The sequence below is a fragment of the Isoptericola sp. NPDC056578 genome (genome assembly GCF_042793275.1).
Classification (GTDB): domain Bacteria; phylum Actinomycetota; class Actinomycetes; order Actinomycetales; family Cellulomonadaceae; genus Isoptericola.
This window is the reverse complement of record NZ_JBHTVC010000013.1, coordinates 16,687-41,390: the sequence shown is the minus strand read 5'-3', so window position 1 is coordinate 41,390 and position 24,704 is coordinate 16,687. Positions and strand designations below refer to the sequence as shown.

Below are 24,704 nucleotides of genomic sequence, written 5' to 3'. Positions count from 1 at the left end.
GAGATCGTCTGTCGTACAGACGATATCAGCGGCAACTCTTCTGCCGCGCCGCACATTCCGCTTACCATGGCACGGTGAGCACCACCGCCGACACGACCCGCAGCACCGCGGAGACCGCCACCAGCGCGGACGCCCCGTCCCCGCTGGGCTGGTCCCTCGCCGCGCTGCTGCGCGAGTGGAGCGCCCGCGTCGCGGCCGCCTGCGCCGACGTCCCGCACGGGGGCCGCGGCTACGAGGTCCTCGCCGCCGTCACCCACGACGCCCCGCCCACCCAGGCGGCGCTCGCCGCCCGGCTCGGCATCGACCGCACCGTGATGACGTACCTCCTCGACGAGCTGGCCGGCTGCGGGCTGGTCGAGAGGCAGCCCGACCCGGCCGACCGCCGCGCGCGCCGGATCGTCGTGACCGACCACGGCCGTGCCGTCCTCGCCGACCTCGACGCCCGCGTGCGGACCGCCGAGGACGAGCTGCTCGCCGGGCTGGACGACGTCGAGCGCACGGCCCTGCGCCACCTGCTCGTGCGCGCCGCCACCGGCGCCGCGCCGGGCGACGACCGCTGCGCCGTCGTCGCGCGCGTCGTCGACCCCTCCTGACCCTCCGGTGGACGCGATCGAGCGTGCTGACCCGATCCCCGAGCGAACTATGGAGGAATCAGGTCAGCACGCTCGGCGCGAGAGCCGTCAGCCGCCGATCGCCGCGCCCACGTCCTGGAGGAAGGCGTCGGCCGCCTCGTCGGGCGTCATGCGCTCGAACAGCACCTCGGTGTTGATCCGGATCATGATGTCCTGGATCTCGTTCGCGCCGCTCGGCGGCACGGCCGGGTTGTCGACGATCTCGGGCTCCAGGGCCGCCATGAAGTCCGCGACCTTCTGGTCCGCGGCCGTCAGCTCGGGCAGGATCCCCTCGCGCACCGTCAGGTTGGCCGGCAGGCCGCGGTCGGTGAGCTGCAGCTCGGCGACCTCCGGGTCGTTGAGCAGGAAGTCCACGAGCTTCGCCGACTCCTCGGGGTGCTCCGTCTTCGCGGAGACCGAGTAGTACATGGCCGGCTTGAAGTACATGCCGGTGCGCTCGAACTCCGACTCGCCGGGCAGGCGGAGCAGCTCCAGCTCGTGGCCGGACGCGTCGGAGAGCGCGCCGAGCTGGTTGGACCACCACACGCCCATCGCGCCGGCGTTGGTGCCGAGCAGCGAGCCCTCGGGCCCGGCGTTCTGGTACTCCACCGACCGCGACGCGTCGGGCTGGCCGCCGTTCGCCATGAGGTCCAGCGACGTCTGGAAGAACTCCGCGACCGTCTCCTTCGAGACGCCCAGCGTGCCGTCCACGTTGTAGAGGGTCTCGCCCTTCTGCCGTGCCAGCACGTTGAGCCCGGCCTCGTTGAAGCCGTAGTCCTGCGCGCCCCAGACGCCGTCGCCCGCGCCCTTCGCGACCTGCCCGGCGATGTCGACGTACTCGTCCCAGGTCCAGGTCGTGTCGTCGGGCATCTCGACGCCGGCGTCGGCGAAGATCTGCGGGTCGGCGACCATCGCGTACGCGTTGACGCCCGTCGGGATCCCGACGAGCTTGCCGTCGACCTCCCCCGTGCTGAGGATGTCCTCGGGGATCTCGGACGTGTCGACGCCGCTCAGCTCGCCGATGACGCCGCGCGACGCATAGTCGGACAGGTACCGCTCCTCCTGGGTGATGACGTCCGGGGTGTCGCCGCCGGCCGTGGCCGTGGCGAGCTTGTCCCAGTAGCCGTCCCAGTCGGTGTAGTCCGGCACGACGGTGATGCCGGGGTTCTTCTCCTCGAACAGGTCGATGATCTGCTGCGTGGTCTTGTGCCGGTCGTCCGACCCCCACCACGCGAAGCGGATCTCGACGTTCCCGTCGCCGCCGCCGTCCTCGTCGGACGGCAGGGCGCCGGAGTCGCCGGAGCAGGCGGTGAGGGCGAGAGCCCCCGCCGCGGTGAGCGCGACGAGCGCGACGCCGCGGCGCCGCGGGGCCCGGGTGGCTGTGACTCGCATGAGGTTCTCCTTCGAACGACGGGTGCGAACTACTTGATGCCGGTGGTGGCGATGCCCTTGACGAGGTACTTCTGGCCGAACAGGAAGACGAGGAACACGGGGATCAGGGAGACGATCGACATCGCGAACAAGGGCCCCCACGAGCTGTTGCTCGTGGCGTCCACGAAGGTCCGCAGCGCGATGGGCACGGTGTACATGTCCGGCTTCGTCAGGAAGATGAGCTGGCTGAAGAAGTCGTTCCACGTCCAGATGAACGTGAAGATCGCGGTGGTGGCGAGCGCCGGGAGCGACAGCGGCAGCATGATCCGCAGGTAGATGCGCACGTGCCCGCAGCCGTCGAGGCGGGCCGCCTCGTCGAGGTCCTTCGGGATGCCGCGGAAGAACTGCACCATGAGGAACACGAAGAACGCGTCCGTGGCCAGCAGCTTCGGCACGATCAGCGGCAGGAACGTGTTGATCCACGACAGCGACGAGAACAGGATGTACTGCGGCACGATGATCACGTGGATCGGCAGCATGATCGACATGAGCATGATCGCGAACCACAGGTTGCGGCCCCGGAACTTCAGCCGGGCGAACGCGTAGGCCGCCATCGAGCACGAGACCAGGTTGCCCAGCACCGAGCCGAGCACGACGATCGCCGAGTTCAGCAGGTAGTGGCTGAACGGGTCCAGCAGGGCGTTCCAGCCGTCGGTGTAGTTGCCGAGGTCCCACTCGGTGGGGATCAGCCCGGGCTCGCGGAAGATGAGCTCGGTCGGCTTGAACGAGCTCGCCAGCATCCACAGCAGCGGGTAGAGCATGACCAGCCCGAAGGCGATCAGCGCGACGTGCCGCAGCACGCGGCGGACGGCGGCCCAGGCGCGGCCGCGGGGCGGACGCCGCTCGGGGTAGGTCGCCGCCACCTCGGAGAGCGTGGGACGGGGACCCGTGGGGTGCGACCCGGGGCGCGGCTCGGTCCGCGCGGGAGCGTCAGTCATCGTAGAAGACCCAGAACTTGGAGGCGAGGAAGTTCACGACGGTCATCCCCGCCACGACGAGCAGCAGGAACCACGCCATCGCGGACGCGTAACCCATCTGGTAGGAGCTGAAGCCCTTCTCGTAGAGGTACAGCGTGTAGAAGAGCGTGGAGTCGACCGGCCCGCCCGTGCCCCCGCTGACGATGAACGCCTGCGTGAACGACTGGAACGCCCCGATGAGCTGCAGCACCAGGTTGAAGAAGATGATCGGCGTGAGCAGCGGCACCGTGATGCTGCGGAACCGGCGCCAGCGGCCGGCGCCGTCGATCGACGCGGCCTCGTAGTACATCGCCGGGATCTGCCGCAGCCCCGCCAGGAAGATGATCATCGGCGCGCCGAACGTCCAGACGTTGAGGATCATGAGGGTGCCGAGCGCGTAGTCGGGGTGCGACACCCAGCCGACCCCCTCGATCCCGAAGAACCCGAGGACCTGGTTCACGAGGCCGTCGGCCCCGAACACCTGGCGCCACAGGATGGCGATGGCGACGCTGCCGCCGAGCAGCGACGGCAGGTAGTACACGGACCGGTAGAACGCGAGGCCGCGCAGGCCCTTGTCGAGCACCATGGCGAGGGCGAGCGCGGCGGCGAGCTGCAGCGGCACCGAGACGAGCACGTAGGTGAACGTGACCTTGAGCGCCTGGAAGAACCGCGGGTCGGAGAACATCGCCGTGTAGTTCTCGAGCCCGATCCAGCCCGGGGCCTCGAGCAGGCTGTAGTCCGTGAAGGAGAGGTACAGGGACGCGACGAGCGGGAACGCCGTGACGAGGACCAGCCCGACGAACCACGGGGCGAGGAAGAGCGCCGCGGCCTTGCCGTCCCCCTTGCGCCGCTCCCGGGCGGCACCTCGGGCGCGCGCGACCTCCTGGATCACCGCCATCGCGGCACCCCGCCGGTCCCGCTGCCGATCACGCTGCCGATCGGCGTGCTGGTGGGCGTCATCGCCGGCCTCCTGATCTTCGTCGATCCGAGGTGTCCAGGAACCCGCTCCTCCTGGAAACCGGTTGCTTCTCGGGAACGTACCACGAGAGGAACCGGTTTCCAATGGTGTACCGTCGGCTCGTGAGCACGAGGAGGCATCGATGCCTGAGCTGAACGTCCGGCGCCCGTCCGTCACCATCGCGGACGTCGCCGCCGCCGCAGGCGTCTCGCGCGCCACGGTCTCCCGCGTGATGAACGGTCGCAGCACCGTCGACCCCGCCATCGCCGCGCGCGTGCAGGAGGCGGCGATCGACCTCAACTACCGCCCCAGCAACGTGGCGCGCAGCCTGTCCCTCGGGCGCACGGAGACCGTCGCCCTCGTCGTGCCCGACCTGGGCAACCCGGTGTTCCAGCAGATCCTGCGCGGCGTGACCTCCGCCGCCGCGGAGGACGGCTACCGCGTGCTCGTCGCCGACGCCGCCGAGGACCCCTCGGAGGAGGCGGCCATCGCCCGCGAGGCGCGCATGCGCTGCGACGCGCTCATCCTGGTCGCGCCGCGCATGCCCGGCACCGCGCTCGACGCGCTGCTCCCCCTCGTGACGCCGGCGGCGGTGATCAACCGCGCGGTCGAGCACCCCGCCACCCCCAGCCTGGTCATCGACTACGAGGACGCCACCGTTCAGGTCGTCGAGCACCTCGTCGGCCTCGGGCACCGCCGCCTCGCCTACCTCGCCGGCCCGCGGGCCGCCGCGACCGACGTCGCCCGGCGCGCCGGGCTCGCCACCGCCCGCGACCGCCACCCGGACCTCGAGATCGTCGAGCTCCCCGTGGGTGCCGACCTGGCGTCCGGCCACGCCGCCGCGGGCGAGGTGCTCGCGAGCCGCGCCACCGCCGTCGTCGCCTACAACGACCTGGTGGCGTTCGGCCTCCTGGCCGCGCTCAACGAGGCGGGCGTCGCCGTGCCCGGCGACATCTCGGTGGCCGGCTACGACGACATCGACCTCGCCCGGTACGCGACGCCCGGCCTGACCACCGTGTCCGTGCCCCAGGCCGAGCTGGGCCGCCAGGCGTGGCGCGAGCTGCACGCCGTCATCGACGACGACGCGCACGCGGCCACCACCACCCGGTTCACCGCCCGCCTCGAGGCCCGCTCCAGCACCGGCCCCGTGCCGCGCGGCATCGCGCGTGCCGTCGTCGCGGAGCCCGAGCCGGCCGCCGCGCCCGAGGCCGACGTCGTCGACCCGGGCCCGACGTGGTCGGTGGAGCCGCGCGAGATCGTGCTGCGGCACACGCGCGACCGGGTGCCCCTGGCGCGGTACGTCGACGGCGAGCGGCTGCCGGCCATCCATTCCCCGCGCCCGTACCTGCACCCGGTGCACTCGCTGGCGGGCGTGGCCCTCACCGAGTCCGAGCCGGTGGACCACCGGCACCACTACGGCGTGAGCGTGGCGGTGCCCGACGTCAACGGCACGAGCTTCTGGGGCGGCCGCACGTTCGTGGCCGACGTCGGCCCCACGCTGCTGCCCAACCACGGCCGCCAGGTGAGCACGCGCGCGGAGGTCGACCCGCTCGCGCCCCACGTGCTGCACGACGCGGTGCGCTGGGACGACGAGCACGGCAACCCCCTGCTGGACGAGCAGCGCCGGCTCGGCGCCCGCCTCCTCGACGACGGCACGTGGGTGCTCGACTGGCGCACCACGCTGCACGCGTCGTACCAGCCGCTGGAGATCCGCTCGCCTGCCACCAACGGGCGCCCGGGCGCCGGGTACGGCGGCGTCTTCTGGCGCGCGCCGATGTCGCAGAGCACGGTCGTGCTGTCGGCCGACGGCGAGGGCGAGGCGCTGGCCCACGGCAGCACGTCGCCCTGGGTCGCGTACGTCCAGCAGCACCACGACCCCTACGCCGAGGACCGCCCGACGACGCTGCTGCTGGCGCAGACGTCGCCGCCGCGCCCCTGGTTCCTGCGCGCCGCGGAGTACCCCGGCGCGGGGCCCGCGCTCGCCTGGGACACGCCGCTCGTCGTGCCCGCGGGCGGCACCGTCGAGACGGGCGTCGTGGCCGCGCTCGTGGACCGCGCGCTCGACCACGACGAGGCCGCGGCCCTCGCCGCCAGGCTGCGCTGACCCCTCCCGGCACGCCGCCACGACACGGACAGGACGACGATGACCGACCCGACCTCCGACGGACTCGCCCCGCAGATCGCGGTCGTGGGCCTGCACGGCCACGGCGCCTCCCACGTGCGCCGGGTGCTCGAGCTGCAGCGCGCCGGACGGGCACGGCTCGCGGCCGTCGTCGACCCGCGCGAGCCGGGCCCCGGTCACGACGCGCACGACGCCGGGGCCCCCTGGTTCCCGACGCTCGGCGACCTGCTGTCCACCCCGCAGGCGCGCGTCGACGTCGTCGTGCTGAGCACGCCCATCCCCACGCACCTGCCGCTCGCGCGCGCCGCCATGGAGGCGGGCATCGACGTGCTGCTGGAGAAGCCGACGACGGCGTCGCTCGCCGAGCACGCCGAGCTCGTCGCGGTGGCCGAGCGGACGGGCCGCCGTTGCCAGGTGGGCTTCCAGACCTTCGGGTCGCACGCCCTGCCCGCGGCCGCGGACCTCCTGGCCCGGGGCGAGATCGGCGAGGTGCAGGGGCTCGGCGCCGTCGGCACCTGGGTGCGCACGGCGTCGTACTGGAGGCGCGCCGCCTGGGCCGGCCGACGTCGGCTCGACGGCCGCGACGTCGTCGACGGGGTGGTGACCAACCCGCTGGCGCACGCCGTCGCGACCACCCTGCGGCTGGGCGGGGCGACCACCGCGCAGGACGTCGCCTGGGTGGACACCGACCTGTACCGCGCCAACCCGATCGAGGCCGACGACACCTCCGCGGTGCGGGTCAAGGACGCCGCCGGCCGCCGGTACGGCTTCGGTCTCACGCTGTGCGCGGCCGAGCGCACCCCCGCGCGGGTAGTGGTGACCGGCACCCGCGGCGAGCTGGTGCTCGAGTACGAGCACGACCGCCTGCTGCTGCGCACGGACTCCGTGCAGATGGACAAGACCTACGGGCGCGCCTCCCTGCTGGACGACCTGCTGGCCGCGCGCGCCGACGACCGCCGCCCCCTGCTGTGCGACGTCCGCGACACGGGCGCGTTCATGCGGGTGCTGGAGGCCGTGCGCACCAGCGCCGACCCGACACCGATCGCGCCCGAGCACGTCGAGTGGCACGGCGACGGCGACGAGCGGCGCCCCGTGGTGCGCGACGTCGAGCACTGGTGCGCCGAGGTCGCGCGCACGCAGCGCACGTTCGCCGAGCTCGGGGCGCCCTGGGCCGGCTGACGCGCCGCACCTCCCCGGCCGACACCGTCGTCGGACGGGTACCGCCGGAACGAAGGAGTTTCGCACCATGCCCCCACCGTCCCAGCCCTCCCCTGCCCTCCCGGGCCGACGCCGTCCCCGCGCGGCCGCCGCCCTCGCCGCCGCCGCGCTGCTCGTCACGTCCGGCGCCGGCGCCGCCTCGGCCCACGGCGGGCACCCCGGCCCCGGCCATCCCCCGCGCACCGACCTCGGCCGCCAGGTCGTGACCCCGGGCGCGGAAGGGTGGGCGTCGGTCGCCACGACGACCGCGCCCGAGGGCGTCGCACGCGACTCCGCGCCGGTCACCGGGGGCGCCGCGGCCGCGGCGTCCGAGGTGTACGTCGTCGACACGTGGGCCGAGCTCCGCGACGCCCTGGGCGGCCGTGCCGGCGCCGACCTCGACGACGGACGCGGGCTCGAGGTGCCACGGATCGTCTACGTGCGCGGCACGATCGACGCGTTCACGGGCGAGGACGGCACGGCGCTGGACTGCCAGGACCTCGCCGGCCGGGTGCCGGTGGCAGGCACCGGGGACGCGTTCTCCATGGACGACTACGTCGCGGCCTACGACCCCGCCGTCTGGGGCACCGACGAGCCCGCCGGGCCGCTGGAGGACGCGCGGGTCGCCGCAGCCAAGGTCCAGGCCGCGCAGACGCAGGTGCACGTCGGCTCGAACGTCACGATCGTCGGCGTGGGCGACGACGCGCGGATCGTCGGGGCGAACCTGCGGATCCGCGACTCGCACAACGTCATCGTGCGCAACCTGACCCTCTCGGACGGCCGCGACTGCTTCCCGCAGTGGGACCCCACCGACGGCGACCTCGGGAACTGGAACTCCGCCTACGACAACCTGTCCGTCTGGACCTCCACCGGCGTGTGGGTGGACCACAACACCTTCGACGACGGGGACCACCCGGCGTCGTCGCTGCCGCAGGTGTTCGGTCGGCCGTTCGAGATCCACGACGGCCTGCTCGACGTCACGCACGGCGGCGACCTGGTGACCGTGTCGTGGAACCGCTTCGAGTCCCACGACAAGACGATGATCATCGGCTCGTCCGACTCACGGCTGCAGGACCGCGGCCAGCACCGCGTGACGATCCACCACAACCACTTCCAGGACATCGGCCAGCGCGCACCGCGCGTGCGCTTCGGCGACGTGCACGTCTACGACAACTCCTACGCGCAGTCGACGGCGTCGTCGTTCCAGTACTTCTGGGGCGCCGGCAAGGAGTCGAGCCTGGTCGTGGAGAACAACGCGCTGCGCCTCGCCCGGGGCGTCGACCCGGCGCGGGCGGTGGGCACCTACGGCGGCACGATGCTGCGCGAGACCGGCACGCTGGTGAACGGACGGCCCGTCGACGTCGTCGGCGCGTTCAACGCCGCGGCCGACGCGCCGCTCGCCGACGAGGCGCGGTGGACGCCGTCCGACCACTACCGCTACCGGCTGCTGCCCACCCGGGCCGTGCCCGCCGTCGTGGACGCCGGCGCGGGTGCGGGCGTGCTGCGCTCCACGTCGCCGAGGTAGTGCCACCCCTGCCGAGGTAGCTCACCTCGCGCCGAGGTAGTTCCTGGCCTGGGGCAGGAACTACCTCGGCAGAGGCGTACTCCCACGGCGCAGGGTCAGAGGTCGATGCCGAGGCCCAGGTCGTCGAGGCGCACCGGGTCGCCGGTGGCCAGCGAACGGTTGCCGGCGTAGCCGATGCCGGACGCGCGCAGGCCGTCGCGGAAGCCGGCAGCGCGGCCGAGCGGGTCGGCCTCGGTGCGGCCGCGGAAGACGTCGGCGAGGAGCAGGGCGTCGCCGCCGCCGTGACCGCCGTGCCCGACGGCGACGATCGGCCGCTCCTCCGCGCGCTCCCAGTGCTTCTGCACGACGAGCCGCTCGCCCTCGGGGCGCACCGTGTCCTCGCCGAACGTCGCGGTGAAGCTCGGGTCGACGGTCGCCTTGCCGTCGGCGCCGAAGACGACGGACCCGCGCTCGACCACCTCGAGCTCGGCGCGGCCGCGCGAGCCGTTGACGACGACCCGGTACCCCTCCCACGGCGCGCTGGCCGTGAGCGAGTAGGTGAGCACCGGCCCGCCGGCGTACTCGACGACGAGCCCGAGGGTGTCCTCGGTGGTGATGCCGGCGTCGAAGACGCTGCGGTCGCGGCGGTAGCCGTCCACGGCCTGCGCCTCGGGGCCGTACAGCTCGGAGAGGTACGGGTCCGCGTCGACGTCGATGCGCCACGGGTCCACGCCCTGCTCGTTCAGTGCCCGCTCCCCCGCCGTCGGCTCGTAGCCGACCTCGTGCGCGGCGTCGTCGCCGTAGAACCGGCGGCCGCCGCTGGCGAAGACCCGCTGCGGGACGGCGTCGATCCACCAGTTGACGAGGTCGAAGTGGTGGCTGGACTTGTGCACCAGCAGGCCGCCGTTGTTGACCTTCTCCCGGTGCCAGCGGCGGAAGTAGTCCGCGCCGTGCACGGTGTCGAGGGCCCAGTCGAAGTGGACGCTCAGCACCTGCCCGATCTCGCCGGACGCGATGACCTCGCGCAGCGCCGAGTTCCGCGGCGAGTACCGGTAGTTGAACGTCATCGTGAGGTCGCGGCCCGTCTCGGCGACGGCGTCCGCGATCTGCCGCGCCTCGTCCTCCGTGGCCGCGATCGGCTTCTCGACGACGACGTCGACGCCCGCGCGCAGCGCGCGGGAGACGAGGTCCGCGTGGGTGTTGTCCACCGACGTCACGATGAGGCGGTCGACCCGCTGCTCGTCGAGGGCCTTCTCCAGGTGGTCGGGGTGGTAGACGGGGCGCTCCCCGCCCACGGCAGCGGCCACCTTCGCCTCGTGCACGGCCGCGCGCACGGGGTTGGGCTCCACCCACGCGACGATCTCGCCGTCGGCGGCGTGGTCCCCGAGCAGCGCGTTCACGTACATGCCGGCGCGGTGGCCGGCGCCCGCGACGGCGTAGCGGCGGCGCTCGGCGTCGGGGTGGCTGCCGGTCGGGGAGGCGGGGACGGAGGGCATCGTCGATCTCCTTGGGTGTCGCCGCGACGGCGACGTCGGGTAAGCGGTTTCCGACAGCCTACCCGAGCCGCGCGGTCAACCCCACCCCTGCCGAGGTAGCTCGAATCTCGAGCTACCTCGGCACGGCTGGAACTACCTCGACGGGGTGATGACGACCTGGCCGGCCCAGGTGAAGCCGCCGCCGAAGCCGAACAGCAGCGCCGGCGTGCCCGCCGGGATCTTGCCGGAGTGCCACCACTTGGACAGCCCCATCGGGATCGACGCGGCCGAGGTGTTGCCGGACTCGGTGATGTCGGTGACGACGATGCGGTCCTCGAGGCCGAGGCCCTTGGCGAGCGGCTCGATGATCCGCAGGTTGGCCTGGTGGGCCACCAGCACGCCGATGTCGTCGAGCGAGAGCCCGGACGCCTCGACCACGCGCCGGGCGCGGTCCGCGGCGCGGGTGATGGCCCACTTGAAGACGGCGCGGCCGTCCTGCGCGAACTTCTCCTGCGGCGCCTCGATCACGACGGCCGGGGTCAGCTCGGGCTCGGAGCCCCACACGACGGGCCCGACGGCCGGGGTGTCGGCGGCCTGGAGCACGACCGCGCCCGCGCCGTCGGCGGTGAGGATGCAGCTGCTGCGGTCGGACCAGTCGGTCACGGCGGTGAGCTTCTCCGAGCCGACCACGACGGCGGTGCGCGCGGACCCGGCGCGGATCGCCTGGTCGGCGACGCCCACGGCGTACGCGAAGCCGGAGCACGCCGTGTTGAGGTCGATGACGGCGGGCCCGACGACGTTGCGCAGGTCGGGCACCTCCTCGCCCTCGGGGGTGCTCGCCCCGGGCTGGACACCGGTGCGCAGGGCGTAGGCGACGCGGCCCGCCGTGTTGGGCGACCGGTCGAACGCCGTGGTGGTCGCGACGACCACGAGGTCGACGTCGGCGGCCGCGACCCCGGCGTCGCCGAGCGCGTGCCGGGCGGCCTCCGTCGCCATGTCCGCGACGGTGACGTGGTCCGCAGCGACGTGGCGCGTGACGATGCCGGTCCGGGAGCGGATCCACTCGTCGTTGGTCTCGACGAGCTTCGCGATGTCGTCGTTGGTCATGACCTTCTCGGGCTGATGGTGCCCGATGCCGACGATCCTGGACCCGGCGGCACCCGCCGGCAGCGTCAGGGCGGGTGCGGTGGACTCACTCATGGGAGCGATCATCCCACCGCACCCGCCCTGCTCTCACCCGTGCTCGCGGTGCGGGCGGCTCCGTGGTCGGTCCTCGGTGTGTCCCGCCGGCCCGCCGCCGGTCACGGGCGCTCCACGAGGCCGAACGGCACCGTGAGCACCGACCTGCCGACGCGCAGGTGGAACCGTGTGCGCCCCCGCTTCACGAGCGTGCCGACGACGCCGTCGTACCTCCCCGGGGCGACCACCCGCAGCCGCTCCCCCGGCCGGACGGCGGCCGGGTCCACCCGCGGCCCGGCCGTGATCGGGTCCGCCGGCCCCGCACCGTCCGCCGCACCGAGCTCGGGGACCGGTCGTCCGCGGCACGTCCACGACAGGAGGAAGCGCCGGTCGAAGACCGGCGAGCAACGTGCGCACGCCTGCGGGCGCTGGGGACGGCGGAAGCGCGTCACCCGGTGCCCCGCCGGGCACTCCCCGACCCAGTCGCCCTCCACCTCCGGGCTCCCCTCGCGCACCACCCGGCGGCCCGTGGAACCGATGGCCCGCGCCGTCGCGCGCCAGACGGCGTCGTGCCCGTGCCGCGCGCCGGCCAGCGCGTGGGCGATCTCGTGCAGCACCACCTCGCGCACGTCCGCCTCGTCGTACAGCGCGGTCAGCGGCCCCGACAGGCTGATCTCGCGGCGGTCGTACCGGCACAGGCCCGCACGCCGTCGCGCCCGGTCGAACCGGAACGTCCACCCGGACAGCCCGTGCTCGGCCATCAGGCCGCGCGCGAGCCGGGCGGCGTCCTCCCGCTCCATGCCTCACCCCCGCCCGTCGGGCCCGTCGCGTCCGGCCGCCGAACCGCGGCCACCGGCAGGACGCTAGCCGCCCCCGCGGACACCTCCGCGCCGGCCGTCCACAGGCCCCGTGCGGCCCGCCGGGCGGGCGTCAGACGCCGGCCTCCCGGGAGAAGCCCTCGATGTGCGCCTTGACCGCGGCGGAGGCGGCCGCGGCGTCCCCGGCGGCGACGGCGTCGAGCACGGCACGGTGCTCGACGCGCAGCCGGGTGGCGGTGCGCGGCCACGACGGCAGCCGCTCGATCCCGACGGCGACGTACCCGCCGACGGCGCCCCGCAGCCCGGTCATCACGGCCTCGACGAGCACGTTGCCCGCCATCCGCACGAACTCCAGGTGGAACGCCTGGTCGAGCTCGAGGAACTCCGCCGCCGGGACGTCGTCGTCCTCCATCCGCCCCAGGAGCCGGCGCGCCTCCTCGAGGTGCGCGGCGGTGCCGGGGGCGTGGTCGACCACCCGCTCGGCCGCCTGGGCCACGGCCCACGACTCGAGCAGCACCCGGGTCGCGACGACGTCCCGCACCGGCAGCGTGCCGGTGGCCACGTGCAGGCGCACCGCGGCGCCCAGGCCGGCGGCGGGACGATCGATGACGACGGCGCCCGCGGTCGGGCCGGAGCCGACGCCCGGGCGGACGATGCCGAGCGCGTCGAGCACCCGGATCGCCTCGCGGACGGAGGGCCGGGACACGCCGAGGTCCTCCGCGAGCGCCCGCTCGCCGGGCAGCCGCTCGCCGAGGCCCCAGCGGCCGGCGGCGATGCCCTCCTCGAGGTGGGCGAGGACTCGTTCGTGGGTGCGCACGGGCTCAGCGTAACGACCCTGCGGCACAGTGGTCAGACCACATCCGCTACAGTGGCCGCTCGGCGCCGCCGCCGTGGCGCCCCCGACCCGCCCGGGTCATGCTGGACCGAGCCGACCGGTGGCTGACCACAGCCGCACCGCAGCGGCCTCGCGCCGGCACCGCAGGAGCACGACCGCACGAAGCACAGAGGAGTCGTATGCGCATCGCCCTCGCCGCCACCTGTCTCGCCGACACCCTGTTCCCCGGGGCGCCGCGCGCGACGGTCCGGCTGCTGGAACGCCTCGGCCACGAGGTCGTCTTCCCCGCCGACCAGGCGTGCTGCGGGCAGATGCACGTCAACACGGGCTACTTCCGCGAGGCGGTGCCCGTGATCCGCAACCACGTGGAGACGTTCGCGCCCGTGGCGGACGGCGAGTGGGACGCCGTCGTCATGCCGTCGGGGTCGTGCACGGGGTCGGTGCGCCACCAGCAGGCGATGGTCTGCCGCCGCGCGGGCCTCGAGGACCTCGCCGCCACGGCGGAGGCCGTGTCCGCCAAGACGTACGAGCTGTCCGAGCTGCTCGTCGACGTGCTCGGCCTCACCGACGTCGGCGCCTGGTTCCCGCACCGCGTCACCTACCACCCCACCTGCCACTCCCTGCGCATGCTGCACGTCGGCGACAAGCCGCTGCGGCTGCTGCGCGCCGTCGACGCCATCGACCTGGTCGAGCTGCCCGCCGCGGACTCGTGCTGCGGCTTCGGCGGCACGTTCGCGCTGAAGAACGCGGACACGTCGGCGGCGATGCTCGAGGACAAGACGGCGAACGTGCGCGGCACCGGCGCCGAGGTGCTGACCGCGGGCGACATGTCGTGCCTGATGCACATCGGCGGCGGGCTGTCCCGCCAGGGCACCGGGATCCACGCCCTGCACCTGGCGGAGGTGCTCGCCTCCACCCGGGAGGAGCCCACGCCCCTGCCCGAGACGACGTTCACCCGCCCCGAGCGCGAGCGCCCGGCACGGACGGAGGCCGCCCGATGAGCCAGACCTTCCTCGGCCTGCCCACCCGCCGCCGCGCCGCCGACCCCGCGGACGAGCCGTTCGGCCCGGTCCCCCACCCGCAGGAGCCCCTGCGCTGGGGCGACGACTTCCCCGCCGCCGCGAAGCAGACCCTCAAGAACGACCAGCTGCGCCGCAACCTCGGCCACGCCACGCAGGTCATCCGCACCAAGCGGGCCGCCGTCGTCGACGAGGTGCCCGACTGGGAGGCGCTGCGCGACGCCGGCTCCGCCGTCAAGCAGCAGGTGATGGCGCACCTGCCGGACCTGCTGCAACAGCTCGAGGAGAACGTCACGGCGCGCGGCGGCGTCGTGCACTGGGCGCGCGACGCGGCGGAGGCGAACCGGATCGTCGCCGACATCGCGAAGGCCAAGGGCGCCGACGAGGTGGTCAAGGTCAAGTCGATGGCCACCCAGGAGATCGGGCTCAACGAGGCGCTGGCCGACGAGGGCATCGCCGCGATCGAGACCGACCTCGCCGAGCTCATCGTGCAGCTCGCCGACGACATGCCGTCGCACATCCTGGTCCCCGCGATCCACCGCAACCGGTCGGAGATCCGCGACATCTTCCTCGCTCGCATGGGCGACGCCCCGCCCGACCTGTCCGACGTACCGCGCGAGCTGGCCATGGCCGCCCGCGCGCACCTGCGCCGCAAGTTCCTGTCGGCCAAGGTCGCGGTGAGCGGCGCCAACTTCGCCGTCGCGGACACGGGCACGCTCGCCGTCGTCGAGTCCGAGGGCAACGGGCGCATGTGCCTCACGCTGCCCGAGACGCTCGTGACGGTGATGGGCATCGAGAAGCTCGTGCCCACGTTCGACGACCTCGAGGTGTTCCTGCAGCTGCTCCCCCGCTCCTCCACCGGCGAGCGGATGAACCCGTACACGTCCCTGTGGACGGGCGTGACGCCGGGCGACGGGCCGCAGGAGTTCCACCTGGTGCTGCTCGACAACGGCCGCACCGACGTGCTCGCCGACGAGGTCGGGCGGTCGGCGCTGCACTGCATCCGCTGCTCCGCGTGCCTCAACGTGTGCCCGGTGTACGAGCGGGTGGGCGGCCACGCCTACGGCTCCGTGTACCCCGGGCCGATCGGCGCCATCCTCACCCCGCAGCTCACGGCGGCGACGGGCGGCGTGTCCGGGCACCACGACCCCAACGCGTCCCTGCCGTACGCCTCCACGCTGTGCGGCGCCTGCTACGAGGTCTGCCCCGTGAAGATCGACATCCCGTCGATCCTCGTGGACCTGCGCGCCCGCGAGGTGGACGCCGACCGGTCGTCGCGCGCCGTCGACCCGTGGAAGACGGCCATGAAGGCCGCCTCGTGGGTCATGGCGGACGGCGACCGGTTCGCCCTCGCCGGTCGCGCCGCCACGCTGGGCAGCGGGCTCGGCGGGCGGGACCACGCCGTATCTGTCGCGCCGCCGCCCGCGTCGGCCTGGACGAGGTCGCGCGACCTGCCCGCCCCGCCCCGGCAGACGTTCCGGCAGTGGTGGAAGAACCGTGAGGACGACCGACCCGCCGGGACCACGTCCGTCACGACCGAGGAGGACGCATGAGCACGGCACGCACCGAGGTCCTGGCGCGGGTGCGCGCGGCGCTGGGGCAGACCGGCTCCGGCACGACGCCGTCGGGCAAGGTCGGCACCGCGCCGCACCCGGAGCCCGTGCCGCGCGACTACCGCGCGGCCGGCGAGCACGCCGTCGGTTCGCCCGAGGTGCTGGAGCAGCTCGTCGACCGGCTGGTGGACTACAAGGCGCACGTGCACGAGGTCACCGCCGACGCCCTGCCCGCCACCATCGCCTCCCTGGTCACCGAGCTGTCAGGACCACACGCAGGTTCTGACGGTCCTGGCCCTGACGGCTCGCGCGGGGTGCGGGTGGTGGTCCCCGCCGGGCTGGACGACGCATGGCTCGCGGGGCTGGCGGAGGACGTCGACGTCGTGCGCGACTCGCGCGAGCACCCGCTCGCCGCGACGGAGCTCGACGCCGTGGCCGCCGTCGTCACCGCCGCGCGGGTCGCGATCTCCGAGACGGGCACCATCGTGCTCGACGGCGAGCCCGACCAGGGCCGGCGCGCGATCTCGCTGGTGCCCGACGTGCACCTGTGCGTCGTGCGCGCCGACCAGGCCGTGCAGACGGTGCCGGAGGCCGTCCGGCTGCTCGGCGAGCACCCGGACCGCCCCCTGACCTGGATCTCCGGCCCCAGCGCGACGTCGGACATCGAGCTGGACCGCGTGGAGGGCGTGCACGGCCCGCGCACCCTCCACGTGCTCCTGGTCGCGTCCGGGATGTCGTCAGGGCGTGTCGCCCACGACATCGACAACCCCTGACCCGAGGAGCGCCCACCCGGAAGGCTCGGCGGCGCCGGGGTGGTCGGAGCGCGTCCCGAGGACCTCGTTCGTCCGCGGGTCGATGATGAGGTCCGTCCGCGCGCCCCTGGCGCTGGTCAGACCCACCCCCACGCCGGTGCGGCCGGCGACGTCCGTGAGCTCGCCCGCACCGGTGACCCCGGGGATCTTCGCGACGGCGCCGAGCAGGCCCGCCTCGATCTCGGGCGGCATCCCGCCGTTCTCGAGCAGCCGGACGATCTCGTCGAACACCGCCTGGTCAGGACGGTCCGCAGGGAGGCCCTCCGTCTCCTCGTACGGCTCGACGGTGTCCCGCAGGAACGCGAGCATGGCCCCCGCGTCGCCGTCGGTCGGCATGCCCGGAGGGAACGCGGGGATGTCGCCGCAGGCCTTCCAGGTCCCGTCGCAGGGCTCCAGCGCCGACTCCCACGGACCTCCCTCGGGGTCCCACGGGTCCTGATCCGGCTCCGTCACGCCGCGGACGAGGCCCGGGTGCCGGGCGTCGACGGACTTCCACGACTCCAAGGTCTGGGTCACCATGGCGGTGACGTACTCGCCGTCGGGCCCCGCTCCCTCGCTGCTGGCCCGCTGGACGCCCCGGGAGTAGACGAACTGGTCCGGGCCCGGGTCCCAGGGCGTCTCCTGGGCGGCCTTCGCGGCCGCTGCCTCGAGGATCTCCACCGCCTCGGCGCTCGCCGCCGGCTCGTCGCCGAGCGTCGGCACGATCGCGAGCGCCCCCGCCGTGACGGCGGCGATCCCCGCCGCGATCGCCACCTTGCTGCCGAACCGGTGCCGGTCCGACCGGTCGCGGCCCGGCCGGCGTCCCCGACCCGTCCCACGCCCCTCGGACGGGTAGGCGTCACCGCCGGAGCCGACCAGCTGGAGCGTCGGCACCGGGTGGGCCGGGGTCGCGGCCTCCAGCTCCTCCAGGACCCGGCGGCGCAGCGCGACCGGGGGCCCCTCCGTCGGCGGGTCGAGCAAGGTGCCCGCCTGCCGGAGCATCGTCATCTCGTCCATCAGCTCTCCTCCGTCCGTCCCCGCTCCGTCCGTCCCTGCTCCGCCCATCCCTGCGACCGCAGCCGCGCGCGCAGGATCCGACGTGCCCGGTGCAGGCGCGATCGCACCGTGCCGATCTTGATCTCGAGCGTGCCGGCGATCTGCTCGTAGGTGAGCTCGCCCCAGGCGGCGAGCAGGAGCACGTCCCGGTCGCCGGGGGCCAGGGACGCCAGCGCCTCGGTCAGCGCCGGGCCGGCGGCCCGCGCGCTGACGGCGTCGGCGACGGCGTCCGCCATGCCGTCGTCGGCCGGCGCCGCCCCCGACCTCGCGAACGCCCGGTACCGTGCGGCCTCCGCCCGGTGCCAGCGGGCGATCTCCTTCGTGGCGATCCCGAAGAGCCACGGCCGGGCGTCGGTCCGGGCCGTGTCGTAGGAGTCGCGACGCCGGAACGCCGCGACGAACGTGTCCGCCACGACGTCCTCGGCGTGCTCGGGCCCCACCCGCCGGTAGGCGTAGCGGTAGAGCTGGTTCGCGTACCGCCCGTAGAGCGCCGCGAAGTGCTCGGGCTCGTCGATCGACGCCGAGATGATCGCGGCGTCGCCGGCGACCGGCTCGCTGCTGGCGACCGCCGTCATGTCGCGCCAGGTCTCGTGTCGCACCGCTGGGCCATCCCTGCCTCCTCGCCGCCGTGCACCGTCACTGTCCCCTGGTATCTCCCCTCGTCCCCGGAAAAGTTCACGCCCGGGCGCGGCGGGCCCCACAATGGGTCCCCGTGAGTGACAGCGGAAGCGCGCCCGACGGCGGCGGGGAGCAGGTGTCGGACGCACTCTTCGAGGTGCCGCCGGGTGCCCGACGCCCGGCGCGCAGGATCGTGCTCCTCACGGGCCCGTCGGGGTCGGGCAAGACGGCGCTCACGCGGCGCCTGGGCCTGCCGGTGATGAACCTCGACGACTTCTACCACGACATCGACTTCCCCGGGATGCCGATGCGGTACGGCATCGTCGACTGGGACGACCCCCGCAGCTGGGACTCCGCCGCCGCCCTCGACGCGCTGCGCGCGGTGGTCCGCACCGGCCGCGTGGAGGTGCCCGTGTACGACATCCCCACGTCGCGGCGCACCGGAGGCGCGGTGCTCGAGGCGGGCGACGCGCCCGTCGTCGTCGCCGAGGGGATCTTCGCCGCGGAGCTCGTGGCGGCATGCCGGGCGGACGGGATCCTCGCGGACGCGATCTGCCTCAGCCAGCCGCGCGTCGTGAACTTCTGGTTCCGGTTCCTGCGCGACGTCGCCGAGTCGCGCAAGCCGTTGCCCACGCTGGTCCGCCGCGGCTGGGGGCTGCTGCGCGCCGAGCCCGCGCTGGTGCGCCGGTGGACGGACCTCGGCTGCCGCCTCGTCACGCCCGCGCAGGCCGAGCGGGACATCCGCGCGCTGCTCGCACCCTGACCGCCTCGAATTCGCTTCGGGCACGCCGGCGCGGCGCCTACGGTGGGCGCATGGCGACGGTGCGGAAGTTCCAGGTGACCTTCGACTGCGCGGACCCGGAGCGGGTCGCCCGGTTCTGGTGCGAGGTGCTGGGGTACGTCGTGCCCGAGGGCGTGGACTGCGTCGCGCAGGACCCCACGGGCGAGGGCCCGCGGCTGTACTTCCAGCGCGTCCCCGAGGGCAAGGTCGTGAAGAACCGCGTGCACCTCGACGTCCGCGTCGGCACCGGGCTGGTGGGGGACGAGCGGCTGGCCGCGCTGCGCGCCGAGCAGGAACGGCTCGAGCCGCTGGGCGCCGTCTACCTGTACACGCAGTACGCCGACGGCGAGGAGGAGTCCTGCATCACCATGCAGGACGTCGAGGGCAACGAGTTCTGCATCGACTGATCCGCCGGCGCTAGGCGGGCAGCGGCTCGTCGAGCAGGGCGAGCAGGCGGGTGGTGGTCCGCCAGGTCCGCACGGTCATCCGTCCGAAGACCGGCATCGCCATGAGCCGGGTGATCCGCGTGCGCCGCGCCTCGGCCGCGACCCGCGAGAAGTAGACGACGCCCGGTCCGGCCGCGACGGCGTCGACGCCCTCGCGCAGCTCGGGCAGCTGGTCGAGCACCTCCCCCGCCGTGAGGGGCGCCTTGAGGAAGAGGACGTCGCTGCGCAATGCGTCCGAGCCGTGGTCGGGCGGCGCCGCCGCGACGGTGGCGGCCAGCTCCGCGCGCGACCGGACCAGCGTCGGGACCGCGAACCCGAACCGCTCCGCGAGTGCTTCCTCCAGCGCGCCCTCCAGACCCGCGCCGCTCGCCGGCCGCGCCGCCAGCAGCACGTTGCCGCTCTGCAGGAACGTCCGCACCGCGCCGTGCCCGGCGTCGCGCAGGCACGCGGCGAGCTCCGCCATCGGGACGGCGTGCCGTCCGCCGACGTTGATGCCACGCAGCAGGGCGACCGACGTCGGCAGCCGCGGATCCGTGACCATGAGCCCACGATGGCACGCGCCCCGGACCTCGACGCCCCGGTCCGTACCGCAGGACGCCAAGTGCTGTCCATGGGCGGCCCACGACGTGTCATGAGAATGTCACACGCCGGTCATCAGCCTCACACCATCACCACTCACGCTGGGGGCAGGAGGTGGTCCCCATGGCCCAGCAGCACGTCGAGCGCACGATCGAGAGGTACGTCGAGCACGGAGCGGTCCGCGTGCTCTCCCTCTACGAGGGCTTCTTCAGCGGCGGTGCACGGGTGCTGCACTCGTCGGTCGTCGCGGGCCTGCACGCGCAGGGCCGCCAGCGGCACACGGCGCTGAGCGTCCACGACGAGGTGCGGCGCGACGCCGCCCTGCAGCGGATGGTCGACGACCGCCGGTACCGGCAGCTGACGGCCGCGGGCGTCCGCGTGACGTCGCTGGGCCGGTCGTCGGAGGTACCGCACGACCCGGAGGTCCTCACGGACGCCGAGGCCGAGGTCCTGGCCCGCGCGCTGCGCGATGCCGACGTGGTGCTGTCGCTCAAGGAGCAGCCGCTGCGCCTCCTCGCCCGGCCCGACCTGCTTCCCGACCGGCCGGTCGTCGCCTGCCTGCACCGGTCCGACCCGGAGCACCAGGGGTCGGGGCTGGGGCACCTGCTGCGCGCCGCCGACGACGGCCGGCTCGCCGCCGTGGTCTGCTGCGCCGAGTCCACCCGGGACGCCTACGAGGCCGCCGGAGTGCCCGCGCACCTGCTCCGCGTGATCCCCAACGGCGTCGACCTCACGCGCTTCCGCCCTGCCCGCCCCGCACGACGCCTCGCGGTCCGCGGGGCGCACCGGCTCCCGGCCGACGGGACGGTCGTCACGTACGCCGCCCGCTACGACGCGATGAAGAACCCCCGGCTGTTCCTCGCCGCGGCCCGCGAGCTGCTGGCGAGCGACGCCGACGCGCACGTCGTGATGTGCGGCTCGGGCATGAGCCCCGCCAACCCGGACCTCGCGGCCGACCTGCGCGACGCCTTCGCCGACCGGCCCGACCTCCTGGGTCGCGTCCACCTGCTCGGCGTGCGCCACGACATGGAGCAGGTGCTCGCGGCCTCGGACGTCGTCGCGCTGACGTCGGCGTTCGGCGAGGCTGCGCCGCTGTGCCTCATCGAGGGCGCCATGTGCGGCGCGGTGCCGGTGACGACGCCCGTGGGCGACAGCGCGCGGCTGGTGGACGGCATCGGGCTCGTCACGGGCTTCGACCCGGCGGAGATCGCCGCGGCGTGGCGCGAGGCCGCCGCGCGCCGGGACGCCCTCACCGGGGCGCTCGTCGCGGCGCGGCCACGGTTCAGCCACGTGCGGATGCTGTCCGCCTACGGGGCCACGATCGAGCGCGCGCACCGCGGGCTGGGGCTGACGCTCGCGCGCGCCTGAGCCGGCCCGTCAGCGGGTCGAGTCGCGCAGCTGCACCTCGTAGCCGACCTCGGTGACGGCACCGGGCACGGCGTCGCCGACGGCGGCCTGCACGGCGAGGCTGCCCATCTCCTCGAGCGGGATGCGCACGGTGGACAGGGCGGGCGCGTGGTCGCGCAGCGTGGGGACGTCGTCGAACCCGGCGACGCGCACGTCGCGCGGCACCTCGACCCCCAGCTCGCGCAGGCGGGCGATGAGTCCGATGGCCATGACGTCGGTGACGGCGAAGACCGTCAGCGGCTCCTCGGCCGCACGCTCGCGCACCAGCTCGGCGACGTCGTCGCCGGCCGTGTAGCCGCCGTCGCGGGAGAACTCGGTGACCAGCACCTCCGTGACCTCGCCTCCCGCGGCGCGCACGGCGGCGGTGAACGAGTCGGTCCGCTCCCGGGACGTCACGACGCGGGCCGGCCCGCCGAGCACGACGAACCGCCGCTGCCCCTGCGCCAGCAGCGCCTCGGCGAGGGCGCGGGCGCCGGTCGCGTTCGGCGGCCGCACCACGGAGCCGTCGCCCACCGGCTGGCCGACGATGACGGACCGGCCCCCCGCGGCGACGAACGCGTCGAGCTCGGCCGCGAGGGCGGCGTCGTCGTCCGGGGTCCACCGGGTGCCGGCGACGACGACGGCGTCCACGCGCTGGGCGGCGAACGCGGCCACGGCCTCGCGCTCGGCCACCGGGTCCCGGCCGGTCGACGCGAGCAGCACGAGGCGCCCGCTGGCCCGGGCCGCGGCCTGCGCGCCGGCGGCGATCGACGAGAAGTAGGGGTCGGAGATGTCCTGCACGACGAGCCCGAGCAGCCCCGACCGGGCGCGCGCCAGGGCCTGCGCCTGCGCGTTCACGACGTAGCCCAGGTCCGCTGCCGCGGCCTTGACCCGCGCGACCAGCTCGGCCCCCGGCTGCCGCGCCGACCCGTTGAGCACCCGCGACGCCGTGGCGAGGGAGACCCCTGCACGGTCGGCGACGTCCTGCAGCCTTGCTCGGGCCACGAGCACACCTCCATCTCCGGGGCGGTCGGTACCCGCCCGACGCGCGGGCACTCCGGACGTGCTCGCCGGTGCACAGCCTATCGGCGCCCGGAAAACGTCTTCCGACCGTGCCCGCGAGCCCGACCGAGACGCTCGTCCGACCCGCGGCGCCGCAGGTCCGGCGAGGCCCGCACCGATAGAATCGGCTCGTGCCCAGGACCAGCAACTCGACCGCGCGCGCCGTCCCGCGGCGGGCGCTCGCCGACCACGTGTTCGACGAGCTGCTCTCGTGGCTCATGGACGGCACCCTGACGGCGGGCAGCAGCCTCAACATCGACGGCATCGCCCGCGAGCTCGACGTCTCGCCCACGCCCGTGCGCGAGGCGCTCGCCCGGCTCGAGGCGACCGGCATGGTGCGACGGGTGGCCCTGCGCGGCTACTTCGTCACGCCGGCGCCGACCACCAAGGAGCTGATGGACCTCATGGACGCCCGGCTCGCCGTCGAGCCGGCGAACGCGTACTTCGCGTGCGAGCGCGGGGACGAGGCGTTCCTGACCGGGCTCGAGGAGGCCGTCGACGAGCTCGAGAACTCGTCCAACGGCCCCACCTACCAGGAGTTCCGCGACTACTGGGAGGCCGACGAGCGCTTCCACGCGCTGGTCGCACAGGCCGCGGACAACTCCTACCTGCAGGCCGCCTTCGCCGCCCTCGGCGGCCTGGCGCAGCGGTTCCGGCAGTTCTCGGGCAAGGGCGTCACCGACAAGGCGGTGGCGGTCGAGGAGCACCGCGCGATCCTCGACGCCATGCGGTCGGGGGTGCCCGAGCGGGCCCAGGAGCTCATGCGCCGGCACATCGAGGGCGTGCGGGCGCGATCCCGGTCGGAACGCGAGGAGCCGGCGCCCCCGCAGAGCGCGTAGCCCTGCGGGGGCGCCGGCTCCCGGCCCCTTGGTGTCAGACCCGCGTCAGACCCGCGTCAGACCCGCGCGGCGTCCTGCCCCTCGGCGTCCGTCGCGGCCGCACCCGGCTCGGTGGCGCCGTCCGCCCGCTGCATCCGCACGACGGCACGTCGCGCGACGAACGTGCCGACCGCGCCGAGCAGCAGCACCACCATGAGGAAGTACATGCCGGCCTCGGTGGTCCCGGTCGCCTGGGTGAAGAGGCCCACCACGTACGGGCCGATGAAGCCGCCGAGGTTGCCGAACGAGTTGATGGCCGCGATCGCCACGGCGGCCGTGGCCCCGGCGAGCACGCCGCTCGGCAGGGACCAGAAGACGCCCGCGATGGAGTACACGCAGAACGCCGCGAGGGACAGGGCGGCGAGCTGCAGCACCGGCGACGCGACGGCCGCGCTCGCGCCCATGCCGATCGCGGACCCGACGAACAGGCAGGCGAGCGGCACCCAGTTGTCCCGGAAGTGCCGGGCCGCCCAGCGCGACGTCACCAGCACGCCCACGAGCGCGAACAGGTACGGGACGTCGGTGAGGATGCCGGTCTGCAGGGTGGAGGTGGAGAACTGGTTCACCACCTGGGGCAGCCAGAACGACAGGCCGTACACGCCCACGGTCGAGGGGAAGAACAGCAGGGCGAAGACCAGCACCCGCTTGTCGATCAGCGTGCGCAGCGGGTTCTTCCCGTCCTCCTGCTTGCGCTCCGCCTTGTCCTTCTCGAGCTCGCGGGCGATCCAGTCGGCCTCGTCCTTCGTCAGCCACTTCGCGACGCGCGGCGTCTCCGGCAGGAACTTCCAGGTCGGGATCGCCATGAGCACGGCGGCCGCGCCCACGACGAGGAACAGCCACTGCCAGCCGGACATGCCGAGCCCGGACACGCCGAGCAGCCAGCCGGCCAGCGGCGACATGATGATGAAGGCGAGCGGCGCCGAGATCACGAACGTGCCCGTCGCCTTCGTCCGGTGCCGGTGCGGGAACCACGTGGTGAGGTAGAAGATCACGCCGGGGTAGAACCCGGCCTCGGCGACGCCGAGGAGGAAGCGCAGCACGTAGAAGCTGATCGGCCCCTGCGTGAGGGCCATCGCGGCGGTGATGATGCCCCAGGTGACGAGGATGCGCACGAACCACATCCGCGGCCCGTACTTCTGCATCAGGACGTTGCTCGGCACCTCGAACAGGAAGTACGCGATGAAGAACAGCCCGGCGCCGAGGCCGAACGCCGCGTCGCCGATGCCGACGTCCGCGCCCATGCTGAGCTGGGCGAACCCGACGGCGGAGCGGTCGATGTAGGCCACCGTGTAGAGGGCCACCAGCAGCGGCAGCAGCCGCATCGTGACCTTCCGGACGAGGGCGGGCTCGTTGACCTGTGTCACGTTCGAAGACTCCTGTGTCTCGTGCGGGGCACGGCTCGACGACGGGCCGTGCACGGGGCGCGGCGCGACCCCGACGGGGTCGCGC

The 24,704-nt window shown here is 74.1% G+C and carries 23 protein-coding genes; 11 read left to right on the top strand and 12 right to left on the bottom strand.

The window, feature by feature from the left end; all coding sequences use genetic code 11:
- Nucleotides 1-74: 74 nt before the first annotated feature.
- The gene (locus tag ACFQ80_RS07495) at nt 75-593 is read left to right on the top strand and encodes a MarR family winged helix-turn-helix transcriptional regulator (RefSeq protein ID WP_430563200.1); all 519 of its coding nucleotides are present in this window, start codon (nt 75-77) and stop codon (nt 591-593) included.
- Between the two features lie 87 nt (nt 594-680).
- Here the strand turns inward: ACFQ80_RS07495 and ACFQ80_RS07490 are convergent, their stop codons facing one another.
- From ACFQ80_RS07490 to ACFQ80_RS07480, 3 genes are read right to left on the bottom strand one after another with little or no spacing between them, the layout of a single operon-like run.
- Nucleotides 681-2,003, bottom strand: coding sequence for an ABC transporter substrate-binding protein (locus tag ACFQ80_RS07490; RefSeq protein WP_430563199.1), 1,323 nt, complete (start codon nt 2,001-2,003; stop codon nt 681-683).
- Between the two features lie 29 nt (nt 2,004-2,032).
- The gene (locus ACFQ80_RS07485; RefSeq protein WP_430563198.1) at nt 2,033-2,980 is read right to left on the bottom strand and encodes a carbohydrate ABC transporter permease; all 948 of its coding nucleotides are present in this window, start codon (nt 2,978-2,980) and stop codon (nt 2,033-2,035) included.
- Nucleotides 2,973-3,896, bottom strand: a complete 924-nt coding sequence (locus tag ACFQ80_RS07480; protein ID WP_430563197.1) for a carbohydrate ABC transporter permease — start codon at nt 3,894-3,896, stop codon at nt 2,973-2,975. Before ACFQ80_RS07480 ends, ACFQ80_RS07485 begins: the two co-directional genes overlap by 8 nt.
- Nucleotides 3,897-4,098: 202 nt before the next feature.
- On the opposite strand from ACFQ80_RS07480, the gene ACFQ80_RS07475 reads away from it, so the two are divergent.
- The 3 genes from ACFQ80_RS07475 (at nt 4,099) to ACFQ80_RS07465 (ending at nt 8,800) form a co-directional block, all read left to right on the top strand.
- Complete coding sequence (locus ACFQ80_RS07475; RefSeq protein ID WP_430563196.1) at nt 4,099-6,060, top strand: DUF6807 family protein; 1,962 nt, start codon at nt 4,099-4,101, stop codon at nt 6,058-6,060.
- Nucleotides 6,061-6,099: 39 nt separating this feature from the next.
- A complete protein-coding gene (locus ACFQ80_RS07470; RefSeq protein WP_430563195.1) occupies nt 6,100-7,257 on the top strand; it encodes a Gfo/Idh/MocA family protein in 1,158 nt (385 codons plus the stop codon).
- 67 nt (nt 7,258-7,324) lie between these two features.
- Nucleotides 7,325-8,800 (top strand): polysaccharide lyase family 1 protein, encoded by a 1,476-nt coding sequence (locus ACFQ80_RS07465; RefSeq protein WP_430563194.1) that lies wholly within the window; start codon nt 7,325-7,327, stop codon nt 8,798-8,800.
- Nucleotides 8,801-8,895: 95 nt separating this feature from the next.
- Here the strand turns inward: ACFQ80_RS07465 and ACFQ80_RS07460 are convergent, their stop codons facing one another.
- The 4 genes from ACFQ80_RS07460 to ACFQ80_RS07445 form a co-directional block, all read right to left on the bottom strand.
- Nucleotides 8,896-10,275, bottom strand: a complete 1,380-nt coding sequence (locus ACFQ80_RS07460) for a Gfo/Idh/MocA family protein (protein ID WP_430563193.1) — start codon at nt 10,273-10,275, stop codon at nt 8,896-8,898.
- A gap of 132 nt (nt 10,276-10,407) precedes the next feature.
- Complete coding sequence (locus tag ACFQ80_RS07455; protein ID WP_430550683.1) at nt 10,408-11,454, bottom strand: beta-ketoacyl-ACP synthase III; 1,047 nt, start codon at nt 11,452-11,454, stop codon at nt 10,408-10,410.
- 101 nt (nt 11,455-11,555) lie between these two features.
- Entirely contained in the window at nt 11,556-12,233 is a 678-nt protein-coding gene (locus ACFQ80_RS07450) for a SprT-like domain-containing protein (RefSeq protein WP_430563192.1), read from the bottom strand.
- A 130-nt stretch (nt 12,234-12,363) separates the two neighbouring features.
- Nucleotides 12,364-13,068, bottom strand: coding sequence for a FadR/GntR family transcriptional regulator (locus ACFQ80_RS07445; RefSeq protein ID WP_430563191.1), 705 nt, complete (start codon nt 13,066-13,068; stop codon nt 12,364-12,366).
- Between the two features lie 197 nt (nt 13,069-13,265).
- Here ACFQ80_RS07445 and ACFQ80_RS07440 point away from each other — a divergent pair, with 197 nt between their 5' ends.
- From ACFQ80_RS07440 to ACFQ80_RS07430, 3 genes are read left to right on the top strand one after another with little or no spacing between them, the layout of a single operon-like run.
- Nucleotides 13,266-14,087: a (Fe-S)-binding protein gene (locus tag ACFQ80_RS07440; protein WP_430563190.1), complete on the top strand. Its 822-nt coding sequence runs from the start codon at nt 13,266-13,268 to the stop codon at nt 14,085-14,087.
- Nucleotides 14,084-15,658: a LutB/LldF family L-lactate oxidation iron-sulfur protein gene (locus tag ACFQ80_RS07435; RefSeq protein ID WP_430563189.1), complete on the top strand. Its 1,575-nt coding sequence runs from the start codon at nt 14,084-14,086 to the stop codon at nt 15,656-15,658. Before ACFQ80_RS07440 ends, ACFQ80_RS07435 begins: the two co-directional genes overlap by 4 nt.
- A complete protein-coding gene (locus tag ACFQ80_RS07430; RefSeq protein WP_430563188.1) occupies nt 15,655-16,431 on the top strand; it encodes a lactate utilization protein C in 777 nt (258 codons plus the stop codon). The genes ACFQ80_RS07435 and ACFQ80_RS07430 overlap by 4 nt, the downstream gene beginning before the upstream one ends.
- On the opposite strand, the gene ACFQ80_RS07425 is transcribed toward ACFQ80_RS07430, so the two are convergent.
- Nucleotides 16,396-17,466: a CU044_5270 family protein gene (locus ACFQ80_RS07425; protein WP_430563187.1), complete on the bottom strand. Its 1,071-nt coding sequence runs from the start codon at nt 17,464-17,466 to the stop codon at nt 16,396-16,398. The genes ACFQ80_RS07430 and ACFQ80_RS07425 overlap by 36 nt on opposite strands.
- A complete protein-coding gene (locus tag ACFQ80_RS07420; RefSeq protein ID WP_430563186.1) occupies nt 17,466-18,104 on the bottom strand; it encodes an RNA polymerase sigma factor in 639 nt (212 codons plus the stop codon). Before ACFQ80_RS07420 ends, ACFQ80_RS07425 begins: the two co-directional genes overlap by 1 nt.
- Before the next feature lie 113 nt (nt 18,105-18,217).
- On the opposite strand from ACFQ80_RS07420, the gene ACFQ80_RS07415 reads away from it, so the two are divergent.
- The gene (locus ACFQ80_RS07415) at nt 18,218-18,886 is read left to right on the top strand and encodes a uridine kinase (RefSeq protein ID WP_430563185.1); all 669 of its coding nucleotides are present in this window, start codon (nt 18,218-18,220) and stop codon (nt 18,884-18,886) included.
- A 50-nt stretch (nt 18,887-18,936) separates the two neighbouring features.
- On the top strand, nt 18,937-19,311 hold the full coding sequence (locus tag ACFQ80_RS07410) for a VOC family protein (protein WP_430550692.1): 375 nt from the start codon (nt 18,937-18,939) through the stop codon (nt 19,309-19,311).
- A 10-nt stretch (nt 19,312-19,321) separates the two neighbouring features.
- Here the strand turns inward: ACFQ80_RS07410 and ACFQ80_RS07405 are convergent, their stop codons facing one another.
- Nucleotides 19,322-19,891, bottom strand: coding sequence for a DUF1697 domain-containing protein (locus ACFQ80_RS07405; protein ID WP_430550693.1), 570 nt, complete (start codon nt 19,889-19,891; stop codon nt 19,322-19,324).
- Nucleotides 19,892-20,052: 161 nt separating this feature from the next.
- On the opposite strand from ACFQ80_RS07405, the gene ACFQ80_RS07400 reads away from it, so the two are divergent.
- Nucleotides 20,053-21,297 (top strand): glycosyltransferase, encoded by a 1,245-nt coding sequence (locus ACFQ80_RS07400; RefSeq protein ID WP_430550694.1) that lies wholly within the window; start codon nt 20,053-20,055, stop codon nt 21,295-21,297.
- A gap of 9 nt (nt 21,298-21,306) precedes the next feature.
- Here ACFQ80_RS07400 and ACFQ80_RS07395 read toward each other — a convergent pair whose 3' ends face one another.
- The gene (locus ACFQ80_RS07395) at nt 21,307-22,320 is read right to left on the bottom strand and encodes a LacI family DNA-binding transcriptional regulator (protein ID WP_430563184.1); all 1,014 of its coding nucleotides are present in this window, start codon (nt 22,318-22,320) and stop codon (nt 21,307-21,309) included.
- Nucleotides 22,321-22,508: 188 nt separating this feature from the next.
- On the opposite strand from ACFQ80_RS07395, the gene ACFQ80_RS07390 reads away from it, so the two are divergent.
- A complete protein-coding gene (locus ACFQ80_RS07390; protein WP_430563183.1) occupies nt 22,509-23,216 on the top strand; it encodes a GntR family transcriptional regulator in 708 nt (235 codons plus the stop codon).
- Between the two features lie 56 nt (nt 23,217-23,272).
- Here ACFQ80_RS07390 and ACFQ80_RS07385 read toward each other — a convergent pair whose 3' ends face one another.
- Entirely contained in the window at nt 23,273-24,619 is a 1,347-nt protein-coding gene (locus ACFQ80_RS07385; RefSeq protein WP_430563182.1) for an MFS transporter, read from the bottom strand.
- Nucleotides 24,620-24,704 lie beyond the last annotated feature (85 nt).

Coding starts and splice junctions, on each gene's coding strand:
- ACFQ80_RS07490 (WP_430563199.1), bottom strand. CDS start 2,003: ATGCGAGTCACAGCCACCCGGGCCCCGCGGCGCCGCGGCGTCGCGCTC.
- ACFQ80_RS07485 (WP_430563198.1), bottom strand. CDS start 2,980: ATGACTGACGCTCCCGCGCGGACCGAGCCGCGCCCCGGGTCGCACCCC.
- ACFQ80_RS07480 (WP_430563197.1), bottom strand. CDS start 3,896: ATGGCGGTGATCCAGGAGGTCGCGCGCGCCCGAGGTGCCGCCCGGGAG.
- ACFQ80_RS07475 (WP_430563196.1), top strand. CDS start 4,099: ATGCCTGAGCTGAACGTCCGGCGCCCGTCCGTCACCATCGCGGACGTC.
- ACFQ80_RS07470 (WP_430563195.1), top strand. CDS start 6,100: ATGACCGACCCGACCTCCGACGGACTCGCCCCGCAGATCGCGGTCGTG.
- ACFQ80_RS07465 (WP_430563194.1), top strand. CDS start 7,325: ATGCCCCCACCGTCCCAGCCCTCCCCTGCCCTCCCGGGCCGACGCCGT.
- ACFQ80_RS07460 (WP_430563193.1), bottom strand. CDS start 10,275: ATGCCCTCCGTCCCCGCCTCCCCGACCGGCAGCCACCCCGACGCCGAG.
- ACFQ80_RS07455 (WP_430550683.1), bottom strand. CDS start 11,454: ATGAGTGAGTCCACCGCACCCGCCCTGACGCTGCCGGCGGGTGCCGCC.
- ACFQ80_RS07450 (WP_430563192.1), bottom strand. CDS start 12,233: ATGGAGCGGGAGGACGCCGCCCGGCTCGCGCGCGGCCTGATGGCCGAG.
- ACFQ80_RS07440 (WP_430563190.1), top strand. CDS start 13,266: ATGCGCATCGCCCTCGCCGCCACCTGTCTCGCCGACACCCTGTTCCCC.
- ACFQ80_RS07435 (WP_430563189.1), top strand. CDS start 14,084: ATGAGCCAGACCTTCCTCGGCCTGCCCACCCGCCGCCGCGCCGCCGAC.
- ACFQ80_RS07430 (WP_430563188.1), top strand. CDS start 15,655: ATGAGCACGGCACGCACCGAGGTCCTGGCGCGGGTGCGCGCGGCGCTG.
- ACFQ80_RS07425 (WP_430563187.1), bottom strand. CDS start 17,466: ATGGACGAGATGACGATGCTCCGGCAGGCGGGCACCTTGCTCGACCCG.
- ACFQ80_RS07410 (WP_430550692.1), top strand. CDS start 18,937: ATGGCGACGGTGCGGAAGTTCCAGGTGACCTTCGACTGCGCGGACCCG.
- ACFQ80_RS07405 (WP_430550693.1), bottom strand. CDS start 19,891: ATGGTCACGGATCCGCGGCTGCCGACGTCGGTCGCCCTGCTGCGTGGC.
- ACFQ80_RS07400 (WP_430550694.1), top strand. CDS start 20,053: ATGGCCCAGCAGCACGTCGAGCGCACGATCGAGAGGTACGTCGAGCAC.